Annotated in this window: 18 protein-coding genes; 10 read left to right on the top strand and 8 right to left on the bottom strand. The window is 75.2% G+C overall.

Annotated features, from left to right (window positions below):
• Window positions 1–7 precede the first annotated feature (7 nt).
• Entirely contained in the window at window positions 8–604 is a 597-nt protein-coding gene (locus WAB14_RS12845; protein ID WP_340270326.1) for a hemerythrin domain-containing protein, read from the top strand.
• Between the two features lie 6 nt (window positions 605–610).
• Complete coding sequence (locus WAB14_RS12840; RefSeq protein ID WP_340270324.1) at window positions 611–1,147, top strand: O-acetyl-ADP-ribose deacetylase; 537 nt, start codon at window positions 611–613, stop codon at window positions 1,145–1,147.
• A 168-nt stretch (window positions 1,148–1,315) separates the two neighbouring features.
• On the opposite strand, the gene glsA is transcribed toward WAB14_RS12840, so the two are convergent.
• The 4 genes from glsA to WAB14_RS12820 all read right to left on the bottom strand — a co-directional run bounded on the left by glsA (window position 1,316) and on the right by WAB14_RS12820 (window position 5,748).
• Window positions 1,316–2,629, bottom strand: a complete 1,314-nt coding sequence (gene glsA / locus WAB14_RS12835) for a glutaminase A (RefSeq protein WP_340270322.1) — start codon at window positions 2,627–2,629, stop codon at window positions 1,316–1,318.
• Between the two features lie 55 nt (window positions 2,630–2,684).
• Window positions 2,685–3,071 (bottom strand): hypothetical protein, encoded by a 387-nt coding sequence (locus WAB14_RS12830; RefSeq protein WP_340270320.1) that lies wholly within the window; start codon window positions 3,069–3,071, stop codon window positions 2,685–2,687.
• A 113-nt stretch (window positions 3,072–3,184) separates the two neighbouring features.
• Complete coding sequence (speB, locus tag WAB14_RS12825) at window positions 3,185–4,171, bottom strand: agmatinase (RefSeq protein WP_340270318.1); 987 nt, start codon at window positions 4,169–4,171, stop codon at window positions 3,185–3,187.
• Window positions 4,168–5,748, bottom strand: coding sequence for a purine-cytosine permease family protein (locus tag WAB14_RS12820; RefSeq protein WP_340270317.1), 1,581 nt, complete (start codon window positions 5,746–5,748; stop codon window positions 4,168–4,170). Before WAB14_RS12820 ends, speB begins: the two co-directional genes overlap by 4 nt.
• A gap of 78 nt (window positions 5,749–5,826) precedes the next feature.
• Here WAB14_RS12820 and WAB14_RS12815 point away from each other — a divergent pair, with 78 nt between their 5' ends.
• Together WAB14_RS12815 and WAB14_RS12810 are read left to right on the top strand one after the other, a co-directional pair.
• Window positions 5,827–6,516 carry a cyclase family protein gene (locus WAB14_RS12815; RefSeq protein ID WP_340270316.1) on the top strand — a complete coding sequence of 230 codons (690 nt, stop codon included), beginning with the start codon at window positions 5,827–5,829 and terminating at the stop codon, window positions 6,514–6,516.
• Window positions 6,513–7,091 (top strand): helix-turn-helix domain-containing protein, encoded by a 579-nt coding sequence (locus WAB14_RS12810; protein WP_340270314.1) that lies wholly within the window; start codon window positions 6,513–6,515, stop codon window positions 7,089–7,091. The genes WAB14_RS12815 and WAB14_RS12810 overlap by 4 nt, the downstream gene beginning before the upstream one ends.
• Before the next feature lie 6 nt (window positions 7,092–7,097).
• Here WAB14_RS12810 and WAB14_RS12805 read toward each other — a convergent pair whose 3' ends face one another.
• Window positions 7,098–9,257: a cation:proton antiporter domain-containing protein gene (locus tag WAB14_RS12805; RefSeq protein WP_340270312.1), complete on the bottom strand. Its 2,160-nt coding sequence runs from the start codon at window positions 9,255–9,257 to the stop codon at window positions 7,098–7,100.
• A 106-nt stretch (window positions 9,258–9,363) separates the two neighbouring features.
• Between WAB14_RS12805 and WAB14_RS12800 the strand changes: the two genes are divergently transcribed.
• The 6 genes from WAB14_RS12800 (at window position 9,364) to WAB14_RS12775 (ending at window position 16,393) form a co-directional block, all read left to right on the top strand.
• Complete coding sequence (locus WAB14_RS12800) at window positions 9,364–9,582, top strand: hypervirulence associated TUDOR domain-containing protein (RefSeq protein ID WP_340270310.1); 219 nt, start codon at window positions 9,364–9,366, stop codon at window positions 9,580–9,582.
• A 171-nt stretch (window positions 9,583–9,753) separates the two neighbouring features.
• Window positions 9,754–11,184, top strand: a complete 1,431-nt coding sequence (locus WAB14_RS12795; RefSeq protein WP_340270309.1) for a cytochrome ubiquinol oxidase subunit I — start codon at window positions 9,754–9,756, stop codon at window positions 11,182–11,184.
• A gap of 10 nt (window positions 11,185–11,194) precedes the next feature.
• Window positions 11,195–12,250: a cytochrome d ubiquinol oxidase subunit II gene (cydB, locus tag WAB14_RS12790; RefSeq protein ID WP_340270307.1), complete on the top strand. Its 1,056-nt coding sequence runs from the start codon at window positions 11,195–11,197 to the stop codon at window positions 12,248–12,250.
• Entirely contained in the window at window positions 12,243–13,967 is a 1,725-nt protein-coding gene (gene cydD, locus WAB14_RS12785) for a thiol reductant ABC exporter subunit CydD (protein ID WP_340270305.1), read from the top strand. The genes cydB and cydD overlap by 8 nt, the downstream gene beginning before the upstream one ends.
• A complete protein-coding gene (cydC, locus tag WAB14_RS12780; protein ID WP_340270303.1) occupies window positions 13,964–15,673 on the top strand; it encodes a thiol reductant ABC exporter subunit CydC in 1,710 nt (569 codons plus the stop codon). The genes cydD and cydC overlap by 4 nt, the downstream gene beginning before the upstream one ends.
• Before the next feature lie 36 nt (window positions 15,674–15,709).
• The gene (locus tag WAB14_RS12775) at window positions 15,710–16,393 is read left to right on the top strand and encodes a TrkA C-terminal domain-containing protein (RefSeq protein WP_340270301.1); all 684 of its coding nucleotides are present in this window, start codon (window positions 15,710–15,712) and stop codon (window positions 16,391–16,393) included.
• Between the two features lie 189 nt (window positions 16,394–16,582).
• On the opposite strand, the gene xdhC is transcribed toward WAB14_RS12775, so the two are convergent.
• Genes xdhC through WAB14_RS12760 form a run of 3 tightly spaced genes read right to left on the bottom strand, consistent with a single transcriptional unit; the run spans window position 16,583 to window position 21,205 of the window.
• Window positions 16,583–17,410 (bottom strand): xanthine dehydrogenase accessory protein XdhC, encoded by an 828-nt coding sequence (gene xdhC, locus WAB14_RS12770; protein ID WP_340270299.1) that lies wholly within the window; start codon window positions 17,408–17,410, stop codon window positions 16,583–16,585.
• 4 nt (window positions 17,411–17,414) lie between these two features.
• A complete protein-coding gene (gene xdhB / locus WAB14_RS12765; RefSeq protein ID WP_340270297.1) occupies window positions 17,415–19,787 on the bottom strand; it encodes a xanthine dehydrogenase molybdopterin binding subunit in 2,373 nt (790 codons plus the stop codon).
• On the bottom strand, window positions 19,784–21,205 hold the full coding sequence (locus tag WAB14_RS12760) for a xanthine dehydrogenase small subunit (protein ID WP_340270295.1): 1,422 nt from the start codon (window positions 21,203–21,205) through the stop codon (window positions 19,784–19,786). Before WAB14_RS12760 ends, xdhB begins: the two co-directional genes overlap by 4 nt.
• Between the last annotated feature and the right edge of the window lie 33 nt (window positions 21,206–21,238).

The following is a 21,238-nucleotide window of genomic DNA, read 5'->3' as shown; positions in this document are numbered from 1 at the left end:
GGACGTCATGACGACCGCAGCCACGTCCGACCGCACGGACGTCGTCGACGTCCTCACCGCCGACCACCAGGAGTTCCTCGGCCTGCTCGCCCGCATCCGCGCGAGCGAGAGCCCCGAGGACCAGAAGGAGCTCGCCGACGTCCTCGTCGCCGAGCTCGTCCGGCACTCCGTCGCCGAGGAGACGTGGGTGTACCCCGCGATGCGCGAGCACCTGCCCGACGGTGACGCCAAGGTCGCGCACGACACCGAGGAGCACGAGGAGCTCGAGGTGCTCCTGCGGCAGCTGGAGGCCGCCGACCCCGCCGACGTCGAGTTCGTCACGACGGTGGCGCGCATCGAGGAGGTGCTCCGCGACCACGTCGCGGACGAGGAGTCCGAGCAGTTCCCCGAGCTGCGCCGCCACGTGCCCGCGGAGGACCTGCGGACGATGGCGCGGCGGGTCGAGAAGACGAAGGAGGTCGCCCCCACGCGACCGCACCCGGGCGCACCGAACACACGGCTGTTCCACACGACGGTCGGCCTCGGTGCCGGCATGGTCGACCGGCTGCGCGACGCCCTCGCGCACCGCACGACCGAGCCCGACGAGCTCCGCGGGGAGCGGTAGGCGCAGGTGCCCGCCCCGCGCGTCCGCCTCGTTCTCGGCGACATCACGGCCGTCGAGGTCGACGCGGTCGTCAACGCCGCGAACAGCCGGCTCCTGGGCGGTGGCGGCGTCGACGGCGCGATCCACCGGCGCGGCGGCCCCGAGGTCCTCGCCGCCTGCCGGGAGCTGCGGGCGACGACCCTGCCCGACGGGCTGCCCACGGGGCAGGCGGTGGCGACGACGGCGGGACGGCTGCCGGCGCGCTGGGTCGTCCACACCGTCGGGCCCGTGCACTCCCGGCGCGAGGACCGCAGCCACCTCCTCGCCGCCGCCTACCGGTCGAGCCTCGCGGTCGCGGAGGAGCTCGCTGCCCGCAGCGTCGCGTTCCCGGCCGTGAGCGCGGGCGTGTACGGCTGGCCGATCGACTCCGCGGCCGACATCGCCGTCGGGACGGTGCTCGCGCACCGGGCGGGCACCGTCGTCGACGTCCGCTTCGTCCTGTTCGGCGAGGCGGCGTACGCGGCCTTCGAGCGCGCGCTCGCGGAGCGCCTTCCGGCCACGTGACCGGGTCGCCGTCCCGGCGACGGGGGTGACGCGTCAGCCGCGTCCGCCGAGCAGCCCGCCGAGACCGCCCCCGCCGCCACCCGTCTTCATCTGGGCCTTCCCCTGCACGCTGTCGGGTCGGATCGGGTCCCCTTCACCGTGCCCCACGACGCGCGACGGCACCACCGCTCACCGGGGGCGCAGGGCGGACGCGCACTGCGCCACCGCCTCCTCCAGCGACTCCAGGGTGGACTCCGGCGTCGAGCCCTCCCACTCGGGGGACTCCTCCCGGTCGCGGTCGACGAGCCGCACGAGGTGCCCGGCCGCCTGCACGTCGTCGACCGTCGTGCACAGCAGCTGCACCGCGGGCTCGTGCAGCCACCCGACGCTGCGGAGGTCGACGACCACCGCGCCGGGACGGTGGGCCGCGTCGTCCAGCTCCTGCGCGGCCGCCACGACCGCCCGGCACGCCTCGTCGGCGTTGCGCAGGGTGAGCGGACCCTGCAGGCGCACGACGTGGAGGCGCCCGCCCTCGCGCCGCTCGTGGGCGGCGACCACCCGCAGGCCCTTCCCCTCCGGTCGGAGCTCGTGCATGCCGAGCCGCTCCGACAGCAGGGCGCAGGCGCGTGCGGCGCGCACGCTGTTGCCGTGCTCGTCGAGCCGCGGGCTCCACGCCCCGATGCCGAGCTGGCCCGGCTGCACGGCGACGATGCCGCCCGCGACCCCGGACTTGGCGGGCAGGCCGACGTCGACGAACCACCGACCGGCGCCGTCGTACATGCCGCACGTCGCCATCACCGACAGGACGGTGCGGTTGACGGTCGGCGGCACCACCTGCTCGCCCGTCACCGGGTTCCACCCGCCGGCGGACAGCGTGGCGCCCATGACGGCGAGGTCGCGGGCGTCGACCTCCAGCGAGCAGGCGAAGACGTAGACGTCGAGTGCGTCCTCGACGTCGTACGGCAGCGAGCCCTCGGCCTTCATGAGCCACGCGAGGGCGCGGTTGCGCTCCCCGGCGCCCTTCTCGGACTCGCTCACGCGCTCGTCGTCGTCGAGCGACCTGCCGGCGAACGCCGACACCCCGTCGCGGATGCGCTGCTTCCGGGTCGTCGCGTCGTCCCCGGCGACGAGGCACCCCGTGAGGATGGCGCCGGCGTTCACCATCGGGTTGGGCGGGCGGCCGGTGACGTCCTCGAGGACGAGCGCGTTGAACGCCTCGCCCGTCGGCTCGACCCCGACCGAGTCGTGGACCGCGTCGAAACCCGAGTCGGTGAGGGCGAGTGCGTAGACGAACGGCTTGACGACCGACTGGATCGTGAAGCGGTCCGTCACGTCGCCGGCCTCGTGCAGGTGGCCGTCGGCGGTGCACAGGGCGAGGCCGAACCGGTCGGGGTCCACCTCCTGCAGGGCGGGGATGCTCGAGCGGAGCTCGCCGCCGGCCTCGCCGTGCAGCTCGTCGTGGACCTCTCGGAGGCGACGCGTCAACGGGTGCAGGGGCTCCACGGACGAACCCTCCCACCACCCCGACGTCGGCGCCCGTGTGGAGGTCTCCCTCCTCTCAGCCGGTCCGGGGGAGGGTGCTCGTCGCGGGGTCCTCCACCCCGAGCCCGTCGAGCCCGTCGAGCCCGTCGTCGTCCGCGTCCAGCGCGGCCAGCTCTCCGGCCGCGTCGGCGCGGTCGAGCGCCGTCTGCTCGGCGTCGCAGTCCTCGCACAGCGCCGCCAGCACCGGTGCGTCGTCGAGCACGCCGACGTCGGCGCCGCACACGTCGCACAGGTCGATGACCCGCCACCCGCTCGCGGCGTCGAAGTACAGCGTGCGCCGGTCGAGGCGCGCCTCGGCGCGCTCGGCCTCGAACACCGCGCGGAGGTCGGGGCGGTCGGCGAGCCGGTCGAGGGCGTCGGCGAGGCCGCGGTCGTGGACGTCGGCGGCGGAGAGCAGGAGCACGGGGGCCTCCTCGGGTGCCGGGTGCTGCGGGGAGCGGCAGCGCGGACGGGACACACCCAGGGTCGCTGCACCCCGGACACAACCCGGGGAGGCGCCCGGGTGTGTCGGTGCGCTCAGCCCGCGACCATCGCCGACAGCAGCTCGTAGACCGCGTGCGCGGCCGCGATCCCCGTCACCTGCGCGTGGTCGTACGCCGGTGCGACCTCGACGACGTCGACGCCGACCAGCCGCAGCCCCGCGAACCCGCGGAGCAGGGCGAGCAGCTCCCGGCTCGTCATCCCGCCGGCCTCGGGGGTGCCGGTGCCGGGCGCGAACGCGGGGTCGAGGACGTCGATGTCGAGGGACACGTACACCGGCCGGTCGCCGACCCGGGCCCGGACGCGCTCGACGAGCCCGGGTACGCCGACGGCGTCGAGCTCGGTGCAGGGCACGGCGGTGAAGCCGAGTGCGCGGTCGTCGGTGAGGTCGGCGGGGCCGTACAGCGGGCCCCGCACCCCCAGGTGCATGCACGCCTCGGCGTCGAGCAGGCCCTCCTCCGACGCCCGCCGGAACGGGGTGCCGTGGGTGTAGGCGGCGCCGAAGTACGTGTCCCACGTGTCGAGGTGCGCGTCGAGGTGGAGGACCGCGACCGGACCGTGGACCGCGTGCAGCGCCCGCAGCAGCGGGAGCGCGACCGTGTGGTCGCCGCCGAGCGTCACCAGCCGCGTCGCCCGCTCCAGCAGCGTCCGGGCGCCGGTCTCGACGTCGGCGAGGGCCTCGTCGATGTCGAAGGGGTTGATCGCGAGGTCACCGGCGTCGACGACCTGCTGCCGGGCGAACGGCTCGGTGCCGAGCGCGGGGTTGAAGGGGCGCAGCAGGCGCGAGGACTCCCGGACGTGCCCGGGTCCGAACCGCGCGCCGGGCCGGAACGACACCCCCGTGTCGAAGGGGGCGCCGAGGACGGCGACGTCGACGTCCGCCGTCCCGATCTCGTCGAGGCGCGGCAGGCGGGCGAAGGTCGCCGCCCCGCCGTAGCGCGGGGACAGGCTCGCGTCGACGGGGCCGACGCGTCCACCCGGTCCCGCGACGCGCGGCGTCGCCCAGGGGTCCCGGCCCGTCACACCGGCTCCGGCGCGCGGCGCGTGCGGGACCGGTCGGCCCGCGGGCGGATCGCGGGCGGTTCCGTCGCCCGCTCGTCGCACGGCACGAGCCACGGTCCCCGCGGCCCGAACACGTACCGCGGCTCGGGGAAGACGACCAGCGCCGCGAGGTAGAGCACCGCGGCCGTGACGATCGCGACCGGCAGGGAGACGTCGACGCCGCCGGCCACCACCGACGACCACTGCCCGACGATGACGGGCGGGAAGTACGCGAACTGCAGCCCGAGGACGGCGGCGACGACCCACGCCACGACCGGGCGCCAGTTGACGCCGCGGTGGAAGCGGTAGGCGCCGCCGGTCTCACCCTTGTTGAAGACCTGCAGGTCGCGGGGCAGGTAGTGACCGCGCCGCACGGCGAAGCCGATCATCATGATGACCATCCACGGCGTCGTGCACACGATGATCGCGCCGATGAACGCGTTGACGCTGCCGAGCAGGTCGACGACGAGGCGGCCGACGAGGATGAACACGAAGGCGATCGAGCCGATGAACAGCGACGCCTGCACGCGCGTGAAGCGCGGGAACACCGAGGAGAAGTCGAGGCCGGTGCCGTACAGGCTCGTGATGCCGGTGCTCATGCCGCCGAGGAACGCGACGACGACGAGCGGGAGGACGAACCACAGCGGCGACACCTGGACGAGCGCGACGACGTAGTCGACCTCCCCGGCGACGAGCGTCGCCGTCGCGACGCCGAAGAGGAAGGGCACGAGGGTGGCGAGCTGGCCGAGGAGCGTCGCGCCGAGCAGGGAGCGCTTCGACGTGGCGGCGGGGATGTAGCGGGACCAGTCGCCGAGGAACGCCCCGAAGCTGATCGGTTTCCCCATGACGATGAGGGCGGACAGGACGAACGTCGGCCAGAACGAGCCGAGCAGGTACTCGCCCCCGGCGTAGCCGGCGTCGAAGACACCGGCGAAGGCGACGACGCCGAGGAGGAACAGGACGCTGTTGCCGACCACCACGACCTTGTTGACGAGCAGCATGAACTGGTAGCCGTACACGACGACCACGACGACGAGCGCGCCGATGATCCCGTAGAGGACCGCGCGCAGGAGCGCGGAGTCCGCCACCCCGAGCAGGCGTCCGGCCGCCCCGACGAGAGCGTCCCCGCTCACCCACACGCTGATGGAGAAGAACGCCGTCGCGGTGAGGAGGGAGAGGAACGAGCCGATGACGCGGCCGGCCGTCCCGAAGTGCGCGCCGGACGACACGGCGTTGTTCGTGCCCGTGCGCGGGCCGAACAGGCCCATGGGCGACAGGATGACGGCACCGACGACGACGCCGAGCAGCGTGGCGAGGACGGCGTCGCGGAACGACAGGCCGAAGGCGACGGGGAGCGTGCCGAGGATGACCGTGGCGAACGTGTTGGCGCCGCCGAACTGGATCCGGAACAGGTCGAACGGCCCGGACGTGCGGTCGGCGTCCGGGATGGTGTCGACGCTGAACTGCTCGACCTCCGTCGCGCGGGGGCGCGGGCGCACGGCGGCGGGACCGGCGGCGGGGCCCGCCGGGGGCACGGGGTCGTCGATGGGTGTGGCCACGGGGTCCTCCACGTCGAGGGGCTGGCGCTGCTGGGACGACGGTAGGACGGTGGTGTCGTGTTGAGCAACAGTCGTGTCGTGGAAGTGACCGAGATCGTCGACCTGTCCCTGCCCGTCGACGACTCGACGGTCGTGTACCCGGGCGACCCGCGGCCGCGGGTCCACGTGCACTCCACCGTCGCGCGCGACGGGTTCAACCTCCTCCGGCTCGAGCTCGGCTCGCAGACCGGGACCCATGTCGACGCGCCCTACCACTTCGACGACACGGGCGCCCGCATCGACGAGGTCGACCTGCGGCGCTTCGCCGGCCCGCCCGTCGTCGTCGACGCCACGGGCATGCCGCCGCGCGGCCGGATCACGCCGGCGCACCTCGCACCTGTCCGGGATCGGCTCCGCCCGGGCGTCGTGGTGCTGCTGCGGACCGGCTGGACCCGGCACTACGGCACGCCGACGTGGTTCGCGCACCCGTTCCTCGACGCCGCCGCGTGCCGGGAGCTCCTCGCCGCCGGGGTCCGCACGATCGGCGTCGACGCGGTCAACCTCGACGAGACCCCGGACGACGACCACCCGGGCGAGGGCTACCCCTGCCACCACCTCGTCGCGGCGGTCGATGGGATCATCGCGGAGAACCTCACGGACCTCGACCGGGTGGAGGCGCTCGTGGACCCGCTCGTGTGCCTCTTCCCCGTCCGCCTGTCCGGCGCCGACGGCGCTCCTGTCCGCGCGGTCGCGATGTCGCTGCGCGTCGGTGCGGGGAGCGGGTCGTGACGGAGCGCGCCCGGGTCGCGCGACCCTCGCGAGCGGCCGTGTCCATCGGGCCGCGGCTGCGCGCCGCCCGCCAGGCACGGGGTCTCACGCTCGAGGTCGTCGCCGAGCGGGCGGGGCTCACGAAGTCCTTCGTCAGCCGGCTCGAGCGCGACCACGTCTCGCCGTCCGTCGCGTCGCTCATCACGGTGTGCGACGTCGTCGGGCTGCGGGTCGGCGACCTCTTCGAACCGTCCCCGACGGCCGTCGTGCGGCACGGCGAGGGTGCTCCCATCAACTTCGGGGGGACGCGGGTCGAGGAGACGCTGCTCACCCCCGGCACCCAGCGGGACCTGCAGGTCATCCGCTCGCACATCCTCGCCGGCGGGCACGGCGGCAAGGACCTCTACGCCCTCCCGACGCAGGTCGAGTTCGTCTACGTCGTGCACGGGCGTCTGCTCGTCGTGCTCGAGGACGAGACGGTCGCGCTCGCCGCCGGGGACTGCCTCACGTTCGCCGGGCGCACCCCGCACACGTGGCGCAACGCCTCGGCGAGCGAGACGTGCGACGTGCTGTGGGTGCTGGCCCCGGCGCCGTGACCCGGCTCAGGCCTGCCCGGTCGGCTCCGGTGACTCGGCGGTCGTGACCTCCGCGCCCGCGTCCTCGGCCGTCATCCGGTCCTCGAAGCAGTAGGCCCATGACTCGCCCGGTTCCAGGGACGCCACGACGGGGTGGGCGAAGTCGCCCGCGTGCTGCCGGGCGTGCTGACCCGGCGAGGAGTCGCAGCACCCGACGTGACCGCACGAGGTGCACACCCGCAGGTGCACCCAGGACGTGCCCTCCCGCAGGCACTCCTCGCACCCGACCGACGTCGGCAGCACGGGCCGTGCGTCGCGCAGGTGGGTGCAGGCGGGCGCCTGCGGGTCCGGCCGGACGACGACGACGCTCGACAGGCTGACGGCGGAGCGCGGAGCGCCGCCGTCGAGCGGAGCCGGCAGCACGACGCTCGGCAGCGGTCCGCCGGCCTCGCCGAGTGCCGCGAGGACCGCCTTGGTGAGGGCGTGCCGTGACGCCCCCTCGGCGTCGACGACGGTCCGGACGCCGACAGCGACCATCTCCGCGAGGTCGGTGCCGCCGAGCGGACGTGCGAGCACCGGCACGTCGTACTGCGCGAGACCGGCGACGACCCCGGCGATGCGGACGGCCTGCTCGTGCTCGTCCTCCGCGACGACCAGCAGCCGGGTGCGCTCGAGCCCCGCCATCTCGAGGACGGCGGACTTCGTCGAGTCGCCCATGACGACCCGGTGCCCGTCCGCCTCGGCCTCGAGCGCGCCGTCCGGGTTGAGCGTGACGACGCTGAGGTCGACCCCGCGGCCGCGCAGCTCACGGGCGAGCGCCCGCGTCGCCGGACCCCATCCCGACAGGAGGACCTGCTGGTCGCCGTCCGCCGCCGCGGGGCCGCTGGGACGCGGGTCGTCGCCCCGGGCGGCGGTCGCCGCCGCCTGACGGCGCGCGTCGTCCCGGGCCTCCAGTCGCGCCTCGAGGCGCCGGCCCGCTGTCGCCATCAAGGGGGTGGCGAGGAGCAGGAGGACGCTCGCGGCGATGAAGGCCTGCGAGCCGTCGTCGCCGAGGCCGCCCGGTGACAGTCCGGAGCTGCGGCCGGCGGTCTCGAGGACGAACGAGAACTCGCCGATCTGCGCGAGCAGCAGAGCCGTCCCGAGCGCGGGTCCCGCCGCGAGCGCGGTCCCGCGGCGGCGCCCCGTGCGGCGCAGCACGGACACGGCGAGCCACGTCGTGAGCAGCTTGACGACGAAGAGCGCGGCGACGCCCGCGAGCACCACCGGCAGGTTGGCGACGACGAAGCCGACGTCGAGCAGCATCCCCACGGAGACGAAGAAGACGGCGGCGAAGAGGATCTGCAGGGGGAGGATCTCCCCGAGCGCCTGCGAGCTGAGCCGCGACTCGCTGACGACGAGACCCGCGAGGAACGCCCCGAGCGAGACCGACACGCCGGCGAGCGCGGTGAGGGTGGCGGTGCCGAAGCAGATGGCGAGCACCGTGAGGAGGAACACCTCGGGTGAGCAGGTGCGCGCGACCCGCTCGAGCAGCGGGGGCAGGACCCGCCGCGCGACGACGAGGACCAGCGCGACGATCCCGACGGCAGTGAGCAGGGCGAGTGCGAGGTCGCCGCCGGACGAGTCCTCGCCACCCGCGCCCGCCCCGAGGAGGGGGACGAGCAGGACCATCGCGACGACCGCGAGGTCCTGGAACACGAGGAGCGCGACGGCGAGGCGTCCCCGCGTCGTCGTCGTCTCGCGGGCGTCGCCGAGGAGCTTGAGGACGATGGCGGTGCTCGACAGGGACACGAGGAAGCCGGTGAAGACGGCGTCCCGCCAGCCGACGCCGAGGGCGAGGCAGATCGCCGCCACGACGCCGACGGCGAGCGCGACCTGCAGGCCGCCGCCGACGACGATCCACGTCCGCAGGGCGGCGAGGCGCTCGAGGGAGAACTCGATGCCGATGATGAAGAGGAGGAAGATGACGCCGACCTCGGCGGCCGCCTCGACCGTCTCCACCTCCGCGACGAGCCCGAGCTGCTCCGGTCCGATGAGCACGCCGGCGAGGAGGAACCCGACGATCGGCACGACCTTCGCGCGGACCGACACGTACCCGATGGCCGCGGCGGCCACGACGAGCACCGCGGTGGAGACGAGGAAGGGAGGCGGGCCCTCGCCCGCCGCGAGGACTGCCGCCTGGTCGAGCACGGCTCAGTCAAGCCCGGCCCGTGCGCCGCTGTCCACGGCGACCGGCGTCCTGTCCGCTCTCGGCGCACGGGGAGTGGGCGGCGGTTCCGCCGGGTAGTACGCCCGCATGGCGAAGGACGAGAACCTCCATAAGGGCGACGAGGTCAGCTGGAAGACCCACGGCACGCGCACCGAGGGCGAGGTCGAGAAGAAGATCACCTCCGACACCGAGGCGGCCGGCCGCACGGTCCGGGCCTCGGAGGACGACCCGCAGTACCTCGTGAAGAGCGACAAGTCGGGCAGGGAGGCGGTCCACAAGCCGGGCTCGCTCCGCAAGGAGGACTGAGCCCGACCCTCCCGGCGGTCTCCGGGAGGACCAAGGTCCCGGTCGCGGACGCGTCGGCGTCCCTACCGTCTGTCTCGAGCGACCCGCTTGTGAACACGTTCACAAGCGGGTCTACCCTGGGTGCTGTCGGCGACGGCGGCGACATCCCGCCCGAGACCGACCGGAGGACCCGTGGACCTCGATCCGCTGCTGCTCGCGAGGATCCAGTTCGGCGCGACGACGATCTACCACTTCCTCTTCGTGCCGCTGACGATCGGCCTGTCGGGCCTCGTCGCCGTCATGCAGACGCTGTGGGTGCGCACGGGCGACGACACGTACCTCCGCATGACGAAGTTCTGGGGGAAGCTCTTCCTCGTCAACTTCGCCATGGGCGTCGTGACGGGCATCGTCCAGGAGTTCCAGTTCGGCATGAACTGGAGCGACTACTCCCGCTTCGTCGGCGACGTGTTCGGGGCGCCGCTCGCGATGGAGGGGATGCTCGCCTTCTTCCTCGAGGCGACGTTCCTCGGCGTGTGGATCTTCGGGTGGGACCGGCTGCCGCGCCTGGTCCACCTCGCGAGCATCTGGATGGTCGCGATCGGCACCTCGCTGAGCGCGTACTTCATCCTCGCCGCCAACGCGTGGATGCAGAACCCCGTCGGCTTCACCGTCAACGAGGAGCGCGGCCGGGCCGAGCTCACCGACATCGTCGCGGTGCTCACCAACCCGGTCGCCCTCGTGACGTGGCCGCACACGATCTTCGCGTGCTACCTCGTCGCGGCGGCGCTCGTCATGGCCGTCGCGGCCTGGCACCTCGCGCGTCGCAACGAGGTGCCGCTCATGCGGACGTCGCTGCGGATGGCGATGGTGACCGCACTCGTCGGCGGGCTCGGGCTCGCGGTGTCCGGGGACCTGCTCGCGCGGGTCATGACCGAGGTCCAGCCGATGAAGATGGCGGCCGCGGAGGCCTTGTACGACACGACGGAGGACGCGTCGTTCTCCCTGGTCACCGTCGGCACCCTCGACGGCTCCGAGGAGCTGTGGAGCGTCCGCGTCCCCCACCTGCTGTCGTTCATGGCGACCGGCACCCTCGGCGGCGAGGTGGAGGGCATCAACGACCTCCAGGCGCTCTACGAGGAGCAGTACGGTCCCGGTGACTACGCACCGATCGTCCCCGTCACGTACTGGTCGTTCCGGCTCATGATCGGGCTGGGGCTCGTCACCGTCGGTCTCGCCGCCGTCGGGCTCTGGCTCACCAGACGCGGCCGGCTGCCGTCGCGGCCGTGGGTGTGGCGCGTGGCGGTGTGGGCGTTCCCCCTGCCGCTCCTCGGCTCGATCATCGGGTGGGTCTTCACCGAGATGGGTCGCCAGCCGTGGATCGTCTTCGGCCTGCAGCTCACCGAGGACGGAGTGAGCCCGGGGGTGCCGGGGTGGATGGTCCTCACCTCGCTCGCGGCCTTCACCGCCGTGTACGCCGCGCTCGCGGTCGTCGAGGCCGTGCTGCTCGTCCGCTACGCGAAGGCCGGGCCGCCGCAGCTCGACCGGACCGGTACCGACGGATCCGACGACACCGACGACGACGGGACGGCCGACCGGCCGCGCGCCCTCGCCTTCGCCTACTGAGGAGGACGACATGTCGCTTCCCGAGATCTGGTTCGTCGCGGTCGCCGTGCTGTTCGTCGGCTACTTCCTGCTCGAGGGCTTCGACTTCGGCGTCGGCGGGCTCCTGCCCGTCGTCGGGCGCACGGAGAACGACCGCCGCGTCATGATCAACACGATCGGGCCGGTGTGGGACGCCAACGAGACCTGGCTCATCGTCGCCGGTGCCGCGATGTTCGCCGCCTTCCCCGACTGGTACGCGACGCTGTTCAGCGGCTTCTACCTGCCCCTGCTGCTCATCCTGCTCGCGCTCATCGCCCGCGGGGTCGCCTTCGAGTACCGCGGCAAGGTCGACGACCCCCGCTGGCGTGCTCGCTGGGACGCCGCGATCGTCGCGGGCTCGCTGCTGCCCGCCCTGCTGTGGGGGGTCGCGTTCGCCAACATCGTGCGCGGGGTGCCCGTCGACGCCGACATGACGTACGTCGGGTCGCCCCTTCTCACGCTGCTGAACCCGTACGCGCTGCTCGGGGGCCTCGTCACCCTCACCCTGTTCCTCACCCACGGCGCGGTGTTCCTCGCGATGCGGACGGAGGGCCCGGTGCGGGTGCGGGCACGTGCCGTCGCCCTGCGGCTGGGGCCGGTGACGGCGCTGCTCGCGGTCGGGTTCCTCGGCTGGACCGTGCTGGACGACGGTGGGGCGGCCACGGCCGGCCTCGCGGCGCTCGCCGCGCTCGCGCTCGTCGGGGCGCTCGTCGCGACGGCGGCCCGCCGGGAGGCGCTCGGGTTCGCGCTGACGGCCGTGACGGTCGTCGCGGCGGTGGCGTCGCTCTTCGTCGCGCTGTTCCCCGCCGTGCTCCCGTCGACGCTCGACCCGGCGTGGAGCCTCACGGTCGACAACGCCTCGAGCACCCCCTACACGCTCACGATCATGACGTGGGTGACGGTTGTCATGCTGCCGGTCGTCCTGCTGTACCAGGCGTGGACGTACCGCGTGTTCCGACGCCGCATCCACCCCCACCACATCCCCGCCGCCGCCGGGCTGCCCGCGCGGCGGCGACCGGAGACGGCGGTCCCGCAGCAGCGTGGCTGAGCCGGCCGGGCGCGCGCGACGCGCACCCCTCGACCCGCGCCTGGTCCGGCAGGCGCGGGCGGTGCGGCCGTTCCTCCTCGGCACGGTCGTGCTCGGGACGCTGCTCGCCGGGGCGGTGGTCGCCCAGGCGGTGCTGCTCGCGCGGGTCCTCGCGGGCGCGTTCCTCGGCGGGGCCGGGCTCGGCGACCTGCGCGTGGAGCTCCTCGGGCTGGTCGGCGTCGTCGCCGCGCGTGCACTGCTCGTGTGGGCGCAGGAGGCGGTGTCGGCGCGCGGTGCGGCGGCGGTGCGCGCCCAGCTGCGCGCCCGGCTGCTGCGCCACGTCACCGCGCTGGGCCCGGGGCACCCGGTGCTCACCGACCCCGAGCGCGGCAGCGGCGGGCTCGCGCAGCTCGCCGGGCGCGGCGTCGACGCCCTCGACGGGTACTTCGCCCGCTACCTGCCCCAGCTCGTCCTGTCCCTCGTCGTCCCCGGCGCGGTGCTGCTCGTGATGGCGCGCGTCGACCCCCTGAGCGCGCTGACGGTCGCCCTCACCCTGCCGCTCGTCCCGTTCTTCCTCGCCCTCGTCGGCCTCACGACGGAGGCCGCACAGCGGCGGCAGTGGCGCGCGCTGGAGCGCCTCGGGCACCACTTCCTCGACGTCGTCGACGGTCTCGCGACGCTCCGCGCCTACGGGCGCGGGCGGGCGCAGGCCGTGCGGATCGCGGCCGCGACCGAGGACTACCGCCGGCGCACGATACGGGTGCTGCGGGTGTCGTTCCTGTCCTCCTTCGTCCTCGAGCTCGCCGCCACGCTCTCGGTGGCGCTCGTCGCGGTCTCCGTGGGGCTGCGGCTCAACGCGGGCGACGTCACCCTCGTCGCGGCGCTCACCGTCCTCCTGCTGGCGCCCGAGGCGTACCTCCCGCTCCGGCAGGTGGGGGCGGCCTACCACGCGTCCGCGGAGGGGGCCGCCGCCGGTCGGCGCGTGCTCGACGTCCTCGACGAGCCGGTGCCCGCGCGCGGGGCGGGCCTGCTCGTCGCGGCCCGCGGGTGCTCGCCGCTCGTCGTGGACGGGGTGTCGGTCGCCCACGCCGGCCGCGGTGTCGTCGTGCCGCCGACGACGCTGGCCGTGCGGCCCGGGGAGGTCGTCGCGCTCACGGGCCCCAGCGGCAGCGGCAAGTCGTCGCTGCTCGCCGCGGTGCTCGGGCTCGTGCCGGTCACGGCGGGGCGCGTGCTGCTCGGGGGCACCGACCTCGCCGCAGTCGACCCGGCCGCCTGGCACGCCCGGGTGGCGTGGGTGCCGCAGCGGCCCGCGCTCGTCGCGGGGACCGTCGCCGACAACGTCCGCATCGGCGCCCCCGACGCCTCCGACGCCGCCGTGCGGCGGGCGCTCGCCCTCGCCGGCGCCGCCGACCTCGACCCCGCCCGCGTGCTCGGCGAGGACGGCGAGGGCGTCTCCGGCGGGCAGCGGCAGCGCATCGGTCTCGCTCGCGCGTTCTGCCGCGCCGAGGCGGGACCGGACGGCGGGGCCGACGTCCTGCTGCTCGACGAGCCGACCTCGCACCTCGACGCCGCGACGGAGGCCGTCGTCGTCGCGTCCCTCCGGGCGCTCGCGCCCGGGCGCTGCGTCCTCGTCGTCGCCCACCGCGAGGCGCTCGTCGCGGCGGCCGACCGGGTCGTCGAGGTCGCCTCCGTCCAGGTGCCGCACCCGCGCCCCGACCTCGTCGGGAGCGCCCGGTGACCGGGCTCGCCGGGACCCGGCGCCTGCTCCGCCTCGTCCCCGTCGACACGCGCGGCACCGCGGTCGGTGTGGTGTGGGCGGTGCTGTCGCTCGGCAGCGGCGTCGGGCTCATGGCGTGCGCGGCGTGGCTCATCTCCCGGGCCGCCGAGCAGCCCCCGGTGCTCACCCTCACGTTCGCCGTCGTCGGGGTCCGCGCGCTCGCCCTGTCCCGGGCCGCCTTCCGCTACCTCGAGCGGCTCCGCTCGCACGACGCGGCGTTCCGGATGCTGGCGGCGCTGCGCGTACGGGTCCACGCGGCGCTCGAGCCCCTCGCGCCCGCCGGGCTGCCCGCGTTCCGGCAGGGTGACCTGCTCGCCCGCCTCGTCGACGACGTCGACACCATGCAGGACCTGCCGCTGCGGGTCGTCGGTCCTGCGCTCACCGCCGCCGCGGTGTCGGCGTTCTCCGTCGCTCTCGTCGCGCTCGTGCTGCCGGGCGCCGGGGCGGTGCTCGCCGTCGCCCTGCTCGCCGCGGCTCTCGCGGTCCCGCTCGCCACCGCGTGGGCGGCCCGCCGCGCCGACGCCGCGCTCGCCGGTGCCCGCGGTCGCCTGGCGGGCGACGTCGTCGAGCTCCTCCGGGCCCTGCCCGACCTCGCCGTCGCCGGCGCCGTCGAGGCCCGCCTCGCCGCGCTCGAGACCCAGGACCGTGAGCTCGTGCGGCTCACCCGACGGCAGTCCGCGGCCGCCGGGCTCGGCGCCGGGCTGGCCGCGCTCGCGGCGGGCGGGACGGTCGTCGCGATGGTCCTCGTCGGGGTGCCTGCCGTCCGGGCCGGTGACCTCGGCGGGGTGTGGCTCGCGGTCGTCGTGCTCGTGCCCCTCGCCGCGTTCGAGGCCGTCGGGCTCCTGCCGCCTGCCCTGTCGGCGTGGCAGCGGGTGCGTCGCTCCGGGGCCCGGCTCCTCGAGATCGTCGAGACCCCGGTGCCGGTCGTCGACCCGCCCGCCCCGCGTGCCCTGGTCGTCGGCCGGGTCCCGCACCTGCGGCTGGAGGCCGTGTCGGCCGCGTGGCCCGGGGGCGGGGACGTGGTCCGGGACGTCGACCTCGACCTCCCGCCGGGGCGACGGCTCGCAGTCGTCGGCGCCAGCGGGGCCGGCAAGTCGACGCTCGTCGCGGTGCTCGCCCGTTTCCTCGAGCCGACGGGCGGGCGGTACCGGGTCGACGGTGTCGACGTCCGGGAGCTGGCCGCGGACGACGTCCGCTCGCTCCTCGGGCTCGTCGGCCAGGACGCGCACGTGTTCGCCTCGACGGTGCGGGAGAACCTGCGCCTCGCGGCGCCGGACGCCGACGACCCGGCGCTGGTCGGGGCCCTGCGAGCCGCCCGGCTCGGCGACTGGGTCGAGAGCCTGCCCGACGGGCTCGGCACGTGGGTGGGCGAGCGCGGCGCGGCCGTGTCCGGGGGGCAGCGGCAGCGCCTCGCGCTCGCCCGCGCGCTGCTCGCCGACCGTCCCGTCCTCGTGCTCGACGAGCCGACCGCCGGGCTCGACCCCGCCACCGCCGACGCGCTCGTGCGTGACGTCCTCGCGGCCGCCGGCGGTCGCACCGTCGTGCTGGTGACGCACCGGACGTCGGACCTCGCCCGGCTCGTCGACGTCGGCCTGCTCGACGGGGTCGTCGAGGTCGCAGCCGCCGGCGGGTCGGCGTCCGCCGCGGAGGCGCGGGTACTGCGGTAGGGAGACCGGGGAGCAGCCCCGGCGGAAGGAGCCCCTGTGACTGCCGTCCTCCTCGTCGTCGTCGTCGCCGTGCTCGGCCTCGTCATCACACGCGTCGCGACCATCGCGTTCGTCCTCACCGGCATGTCGCCGGACGCCGCCCGGTTCCAGGCCCGTTCCGCGCTGACGGGCACCGGCTTCACGACCGGCGAGGCCGAGGCCGTCGTGACGCACCCGGCCCGCCGTCGGATCGTCATGGTGCTGATGCTGCTCGGCGGCGCCGGCGCGGTGTCGGCGGTCGGGGCGGTCGTGCTCGGCTTCGCGGGGGTCGACACCGCCGCCGGCGGGCTCCTGCGGGTCGGCGTGCTCCTCGGGTCGCTGCTCGTGCTGCTGTGGGTGGCGCAGACCGATCCTGTCGACCGTCTCCTCGAGCGCCTCATCCGCCGCGTGCTGCGCCGCTGGACCGACCTGGAGGTCCGCGACTACACGGCCCTGCTGCACCTGCGCGGTCCCTGGCGGATCTCCCGGGTGCGGGTCGGCGAGGGCGACCGGCTGGCCTCGCGCCCGCTGGACGAGCTCGGCCTCACCGACGACGGGGTCACGGTGCTCGGCATCGAGCACGCGGACGGTCGCTGGGACGGCGCACCCGCGGGCGACGCCCACCTACGAGCCGGGGACGAGGTGCTCCTGTACGGGACGGAGGACGCCCTCGTCGGCCTCGGTCGGCGCCCCGGTCCCTGACCGGCCCGCTCCCGTCCCGCCCCTCCCCACCCTTCCCGACACAAACGTCGACATCCGGCACGGATGTCGACAGGAACGCAGACACCTGCGCCCGCCCTTGCGACAAGAACGTCGACATCCGGCACGGATGTCGACACAAACGCAGACAACTGGTCGTGGTCTGGCACCCGCAGACATGGGAGGCGGGGGTCAGGTCATGCTCTCCGGGAGGTCGAGCACGGTGAGCAGCTGGGCGGCGGTCGCGACGGCGATGGCGGCGGGGCTCTTTCCGGGCACCCCGGGGATGCCGATGGGGCTCGTCACGCGGGTGAGGGCGCCGTCGTCGTGGCCGAGGGCACGCAGCTCGTGCCGGAACGTCCGCCACTTCGACTCGCTCCCGATGACCCCGAGGAGGCCGAGGTCGTCGCGGCGCAGGCACGTGTCGAGGACGGCGAGGTCCTCGTGGTGGTCGTGGGTCATGACGAAGACGTGCGCCCCGGCGGGCAGTTCGCGGGCGACCGCCTCGGGTACCGGGGCGGGGACGCACTCGATGTCGGCGACGTGGTCGTCCCCGGTCTCCACGAGGGCGAGCTCGTCGGGGCGGGAGTCGGCGACCCGGACGTCGAGCGGCAGAAGCTCCAGGACGTGGACGAGCGCCCGGCCGACGTGACCGGCGCCGAACACCGCGACGACGGGGCGGGCGGGACGGACGGGCTCGAGCAGGAGGGTCACCTCCCCGCCGCAGCACTGCACCCCGTGCGGGGTGGTCGCCCGGTCGAGCCGGGCGACGTGGAGCACGGGGTCGCGGGCGCCCTCGGTGAGCATGCGGGTCGCGGTGAGGACGGCGGTCCGCTCGAGGCTCCCGCCCCCGACGCTGCCCGCCACCTCCGCCGACCCGCTCTCCGCGTCGGACCGCACGCACATCTTGCTGCCGGGTCCCCGCGGCGCGTGACCGCGTACCTGCGCGACGGTGACGACGACGAACGGTCGCCCCTCGCCCGTCCACGTCGCGACGGTCTCCCAGCCGGTGCGGGCCATGGGCTCACTGCTGGGCGAACGGGCGGTCCGGCGCCGCCGCCGGCGCGCTGCCCGCCCGTCCCCGCACGGCGTCGACCGCCGCGAGCACCGCCTCCGGCGTCGCCGGCACGGCGAGCGCGACCTGCTGACCGGGGCCGGCGGGACCGAACGCGGCGACGGCGTCGCGCAGCGCCTCCCGGACGGACAGGGCGAGCATGAACGGCGGCTCGCCGACGGCCTTGCTGCCGAGCACGGTCCGCTCCTGCGGGGCGTCCGCGAGCAGGTGGACCTCGAAGTGCTCCGGCACCTCCGCGATGGTCGGGATCGTGTACGTCGACGGGGCCGCGGTGAGGAACCGGCCGTCGGGCGACCACACGCACTCCTCGGTCGTCAGCCACCCCATGCCCTGGACGAACCCTCCCTCGACCTGGCCCCGGTCGACGAGCGGGTTGAGGGAGTCGCCGACGTCGTGGAGCACGTCGACCGCGCGGACGCGGTACGTGCCGGTGAACCCGTCGACCTCGACCTCCGTGAGGGCGGCGCCGAAGGCGAAGTAGTGGAACGGGGTGCCGCGCCCGGCCCCGGGGTCCCACGTGAGGTTCGGGGTGCGGTAGTAGCCGGTCGCGGACAGGGACACGCGCTCGTCGTATGCGGCGGCCACGACGTCGTCGAAGACGACCCTGTGCCCGGGGTCGTTGGCGGGGAACACGTGCTCGTCGGCGAAGACGAGGTCCTCCGGCGCGTCGCGGCCGAGAAGCCGGGCGGCGACGACGGCGAGCCGGTCCCGCACCGTCGAGCACGCGGCGAGCACCGCCTGCCCGTTGAGGTCCGCGCCGCTGCTCGCGGCCGTCGCCGACGTGTTCGGCACCTTGTCCGTCGCCGTCGGCATCGCGCGGATCCGCTCGGGTCGCACGCCGAGCGTGGTGGCCGCGACGTGGAGCATCTTCGCGTGGAGCCCCTGGCCCATCTCGGTGCCGCCGTGGTTGAGCTGGACGCTGCCGTCGACGTAGACGAGGACGAGCGCGCCCGCCTGGTTGTACTGCGACTTCGTGAAGGAGATCCCGAACTTCACCGGCGTGATCGCCAGACCCCGCCGGCTCGCGCCGCCCCCGGAGTTGGCCCGTGCGACCTCGGCGCGGCGCCCGGCGAGCCCCGCGCGGGTCGACAGCTCCGACCAGATCCGCGGCTGCCGGTTGTGGAGCACCCGCTGCCCGTAGTGCGTCGTGCTGCGCTCGATGTCGCCGCCGTCCTCCGGGCCGCGGTAGAGGTTCCGTTCGCGGACGACCTCCGGCAGCAGGCCGAGGTGCCGGGCGACCCGGTCGACGACCTCCTCCGCGACGAGCATCCCCTGCGGGCCGCCGAACCCGCGGAACGCGGTGTGGGAGACGTGGTTCGTCCGCGCGACCTGCCCCGTGACACGCAGGTGCGGGACGGCGTAGGCGTTGTCGACGTGGAACATCGCCCGGCTCGTCACGGGCAGGGAGAGGTCCATCGACCAGCCGCCGTCGCTCACGAGCCGCGCGTCGAGCGCGAGGAGCCGCCCGTCGTCGTCGCACGCGACCCGGTAGCGGGCGAGGAACGGGTGCCGCTTGCCCGTCATCACCATGTCCGTGCCGCGGTCGAGGCGGACCCGCACGGGCCGGCCGGTGACGAGTGCGGCGAGCGCGGCGAGCGCGGCGAACGGGTGGCACTGGGACTCCTTGCCGCCGAACCCGCCGCCCATCCGCAGGCACGTGACGACGACCTGGCTGCGCGGCACGCCGAGGACCTTCGCCACGACGAGCTGCGTCTCGCTCGGGTGCTGGGTCGACACCGTGCAGGCGACGTGGCCCTCGGCGTCGACGTGCGCCCACGCGGCGTGCGTCTCGAGGTAGAAGTGGTCCTGCGCCCCGGTGCGCACCTCCCCGGCGAGCACGTGCACGCCGGGCCCGGGCGCGTCGAGGACGTCGTCCGGGGTGCCGCGCTCGATGCGGGCGGGCGGCGCGTGGACGCTGCCGGTCGCGACCGCCTCGTCGACGTCGAGGACGGCCGGTAGCGGCTCGTACCCGACGCGGACGGCGGCCGCCCCGCGCCGGGCGGCCTCGTCGGTCTCGGCGACGACCCACCGCACGGCGTGCCCGACGTGGTGCACCTCGTCGGTCGGCAGCAGCTCCTCGTCGGCGGCGTGGCCCGTGCAGTCGTTGACGCCGGGCACGTGCTCGGGGCCGAGGACGACGACGACGCCGGGCACGGCCAGCGCCTCGGTGGTGTCGACGGCGACGATGCGGGCGTGCGCGTGGGGCGACAGGACCGGACGGGCGCTCAGCTGCCCGGTCGGCGGGTGCTGGTCGTCGGTGTAGACGGCCCGGCCGGTGACGTGGGCGACGGCGGACTCGTGCGCTCGCGCGGGCCCGGTCACGCCGCGTCCCCGGCGTCCGCGCGGCCCCCGGTGCCGGGCCCGGCGTGCTCCGCGACGAGCTTCTCGAACAGCGACCCGACGAGCCGGCGGCGGTAGGCCGCGCTCGCACGGTGGTCGTCGAGCGGCTTCACCCACGCCTGCAGCCGCGCCGAGGTGTCGGCGACCGTCGCGGGGTCGAGCCGGCGCCCGAGCAGCGACGCCTCCACCTCGTGCGCCCGGACGGGCGTGACGGCGACCCCGCCGTACGCGAGCCGGGCGTGCCGGACGCAGCCGTCGGCGTCGAGGTCGAGGGTCGCGGCGAACGCGACGACGCTGATGTCGTCCGCGCCGCGCTTGCCGACCTTGTACGACCAGGTGAGCCGTCGCGTCGTGCCGTCGCTCCGCGCGAGCGGGACCCGCACGAGGCGGATCAGCTCGCCAGGCCGCAGGACCGTCTCGCGGTACCCGGTGAAGAAGTCCTCGACGGGCACCGCGCGCTCCCCGTCGAGGTCGGCGAGGACGAGCTCGGCGTCGAGCGCGAGGAGGACCGGCGGGAGGTCGCCGATGGGGGAGGCGGTGCCGAGGTTCCCGCCGAGCGTCGCCCGGTTGCGGACCTGGCGCGCCGCAAACCAGCGGAGCATCTCGTCGAGGGCCGGCAGGTGCCCTGCCGCCTCGCGCTCGAGGCGGGTGAGGCTGACGCCGGCGCCGATCTCGAGGTGGGTCGGCGTGACGGCGAGGTGGTGGAGCTCGGCGACGTCCTCCAGCGCGACGGTGACGCGGGGGTCGAGGCGGTGGTGCGACAGCTCGATCCCGAGGTCGGTGGCACCGGCGAGGACGGTGGCGTCGGGGTGCTCCTCGAGGAGCCGGAGCGCGTCGGCGAGCGTCGTCGGCCGGTGGTACGTGCGTCCGGCGGCCTCGACCGCGGCGCCGCGGGCGCCGGCGACGACGCCCCCGACGGGGGGTTCGGCGGAGGCGCCCGACAGCGCCCGGCACGCGCGACGGATGGGGGCGTAGCCCGTGCAGCGGCAGAGGTTGCCCTCGACCACGTCGTCGGGGAGGCCCTCCGGGCCGGCGCAGGCAGGGTCGTGGAAGCCCGCGACCATGCTCATGACGAACCCGGGGGTGCAGTACCCGCACTGCGAGCCCGCGGCGTCGACGAGCGCCTGCTGCACCGGGTGCAGGGTGCCGTCGGGCGCGGCGACGTCCTCGACGGTCAGCACCTCCCGGCCGGCGACCGCGCCGACGGGCACGAGGCAGCTGGTGACCGCGCTCCACGCCCCGCCGGGCTCGCGGACCGCCACCGTGCACGCGCCGCAGTCCCCGTCGCCGCAGCCCTCCTTGGTGCCGACCCGGCCAGCGGCGCGCAGAGCCGCCAGGAGGGTCGTGGTCGGGGAGGTCCCGGGCACGACGAGCGGTGCCGTGGTGGGGACGACAGCCATGACGCAGGGTACCCAGCCGACCCCTCACGAGGT

This window comes from Aquipuribacter nitratireducens (genome assembly GCF_037860835.1).
GTDB lineage: Bacteria > Actinomycetota > Actinomycetes > Actinomycetales > JBBAYJ01 > Aquipuribacter > Aquipuribacter nitratireducens.
The sequence above is the reverse complement of the archived record's forward strand: the minus strand, read 5'-3'. Positions and strand labels throughout refer to the sequence as shown.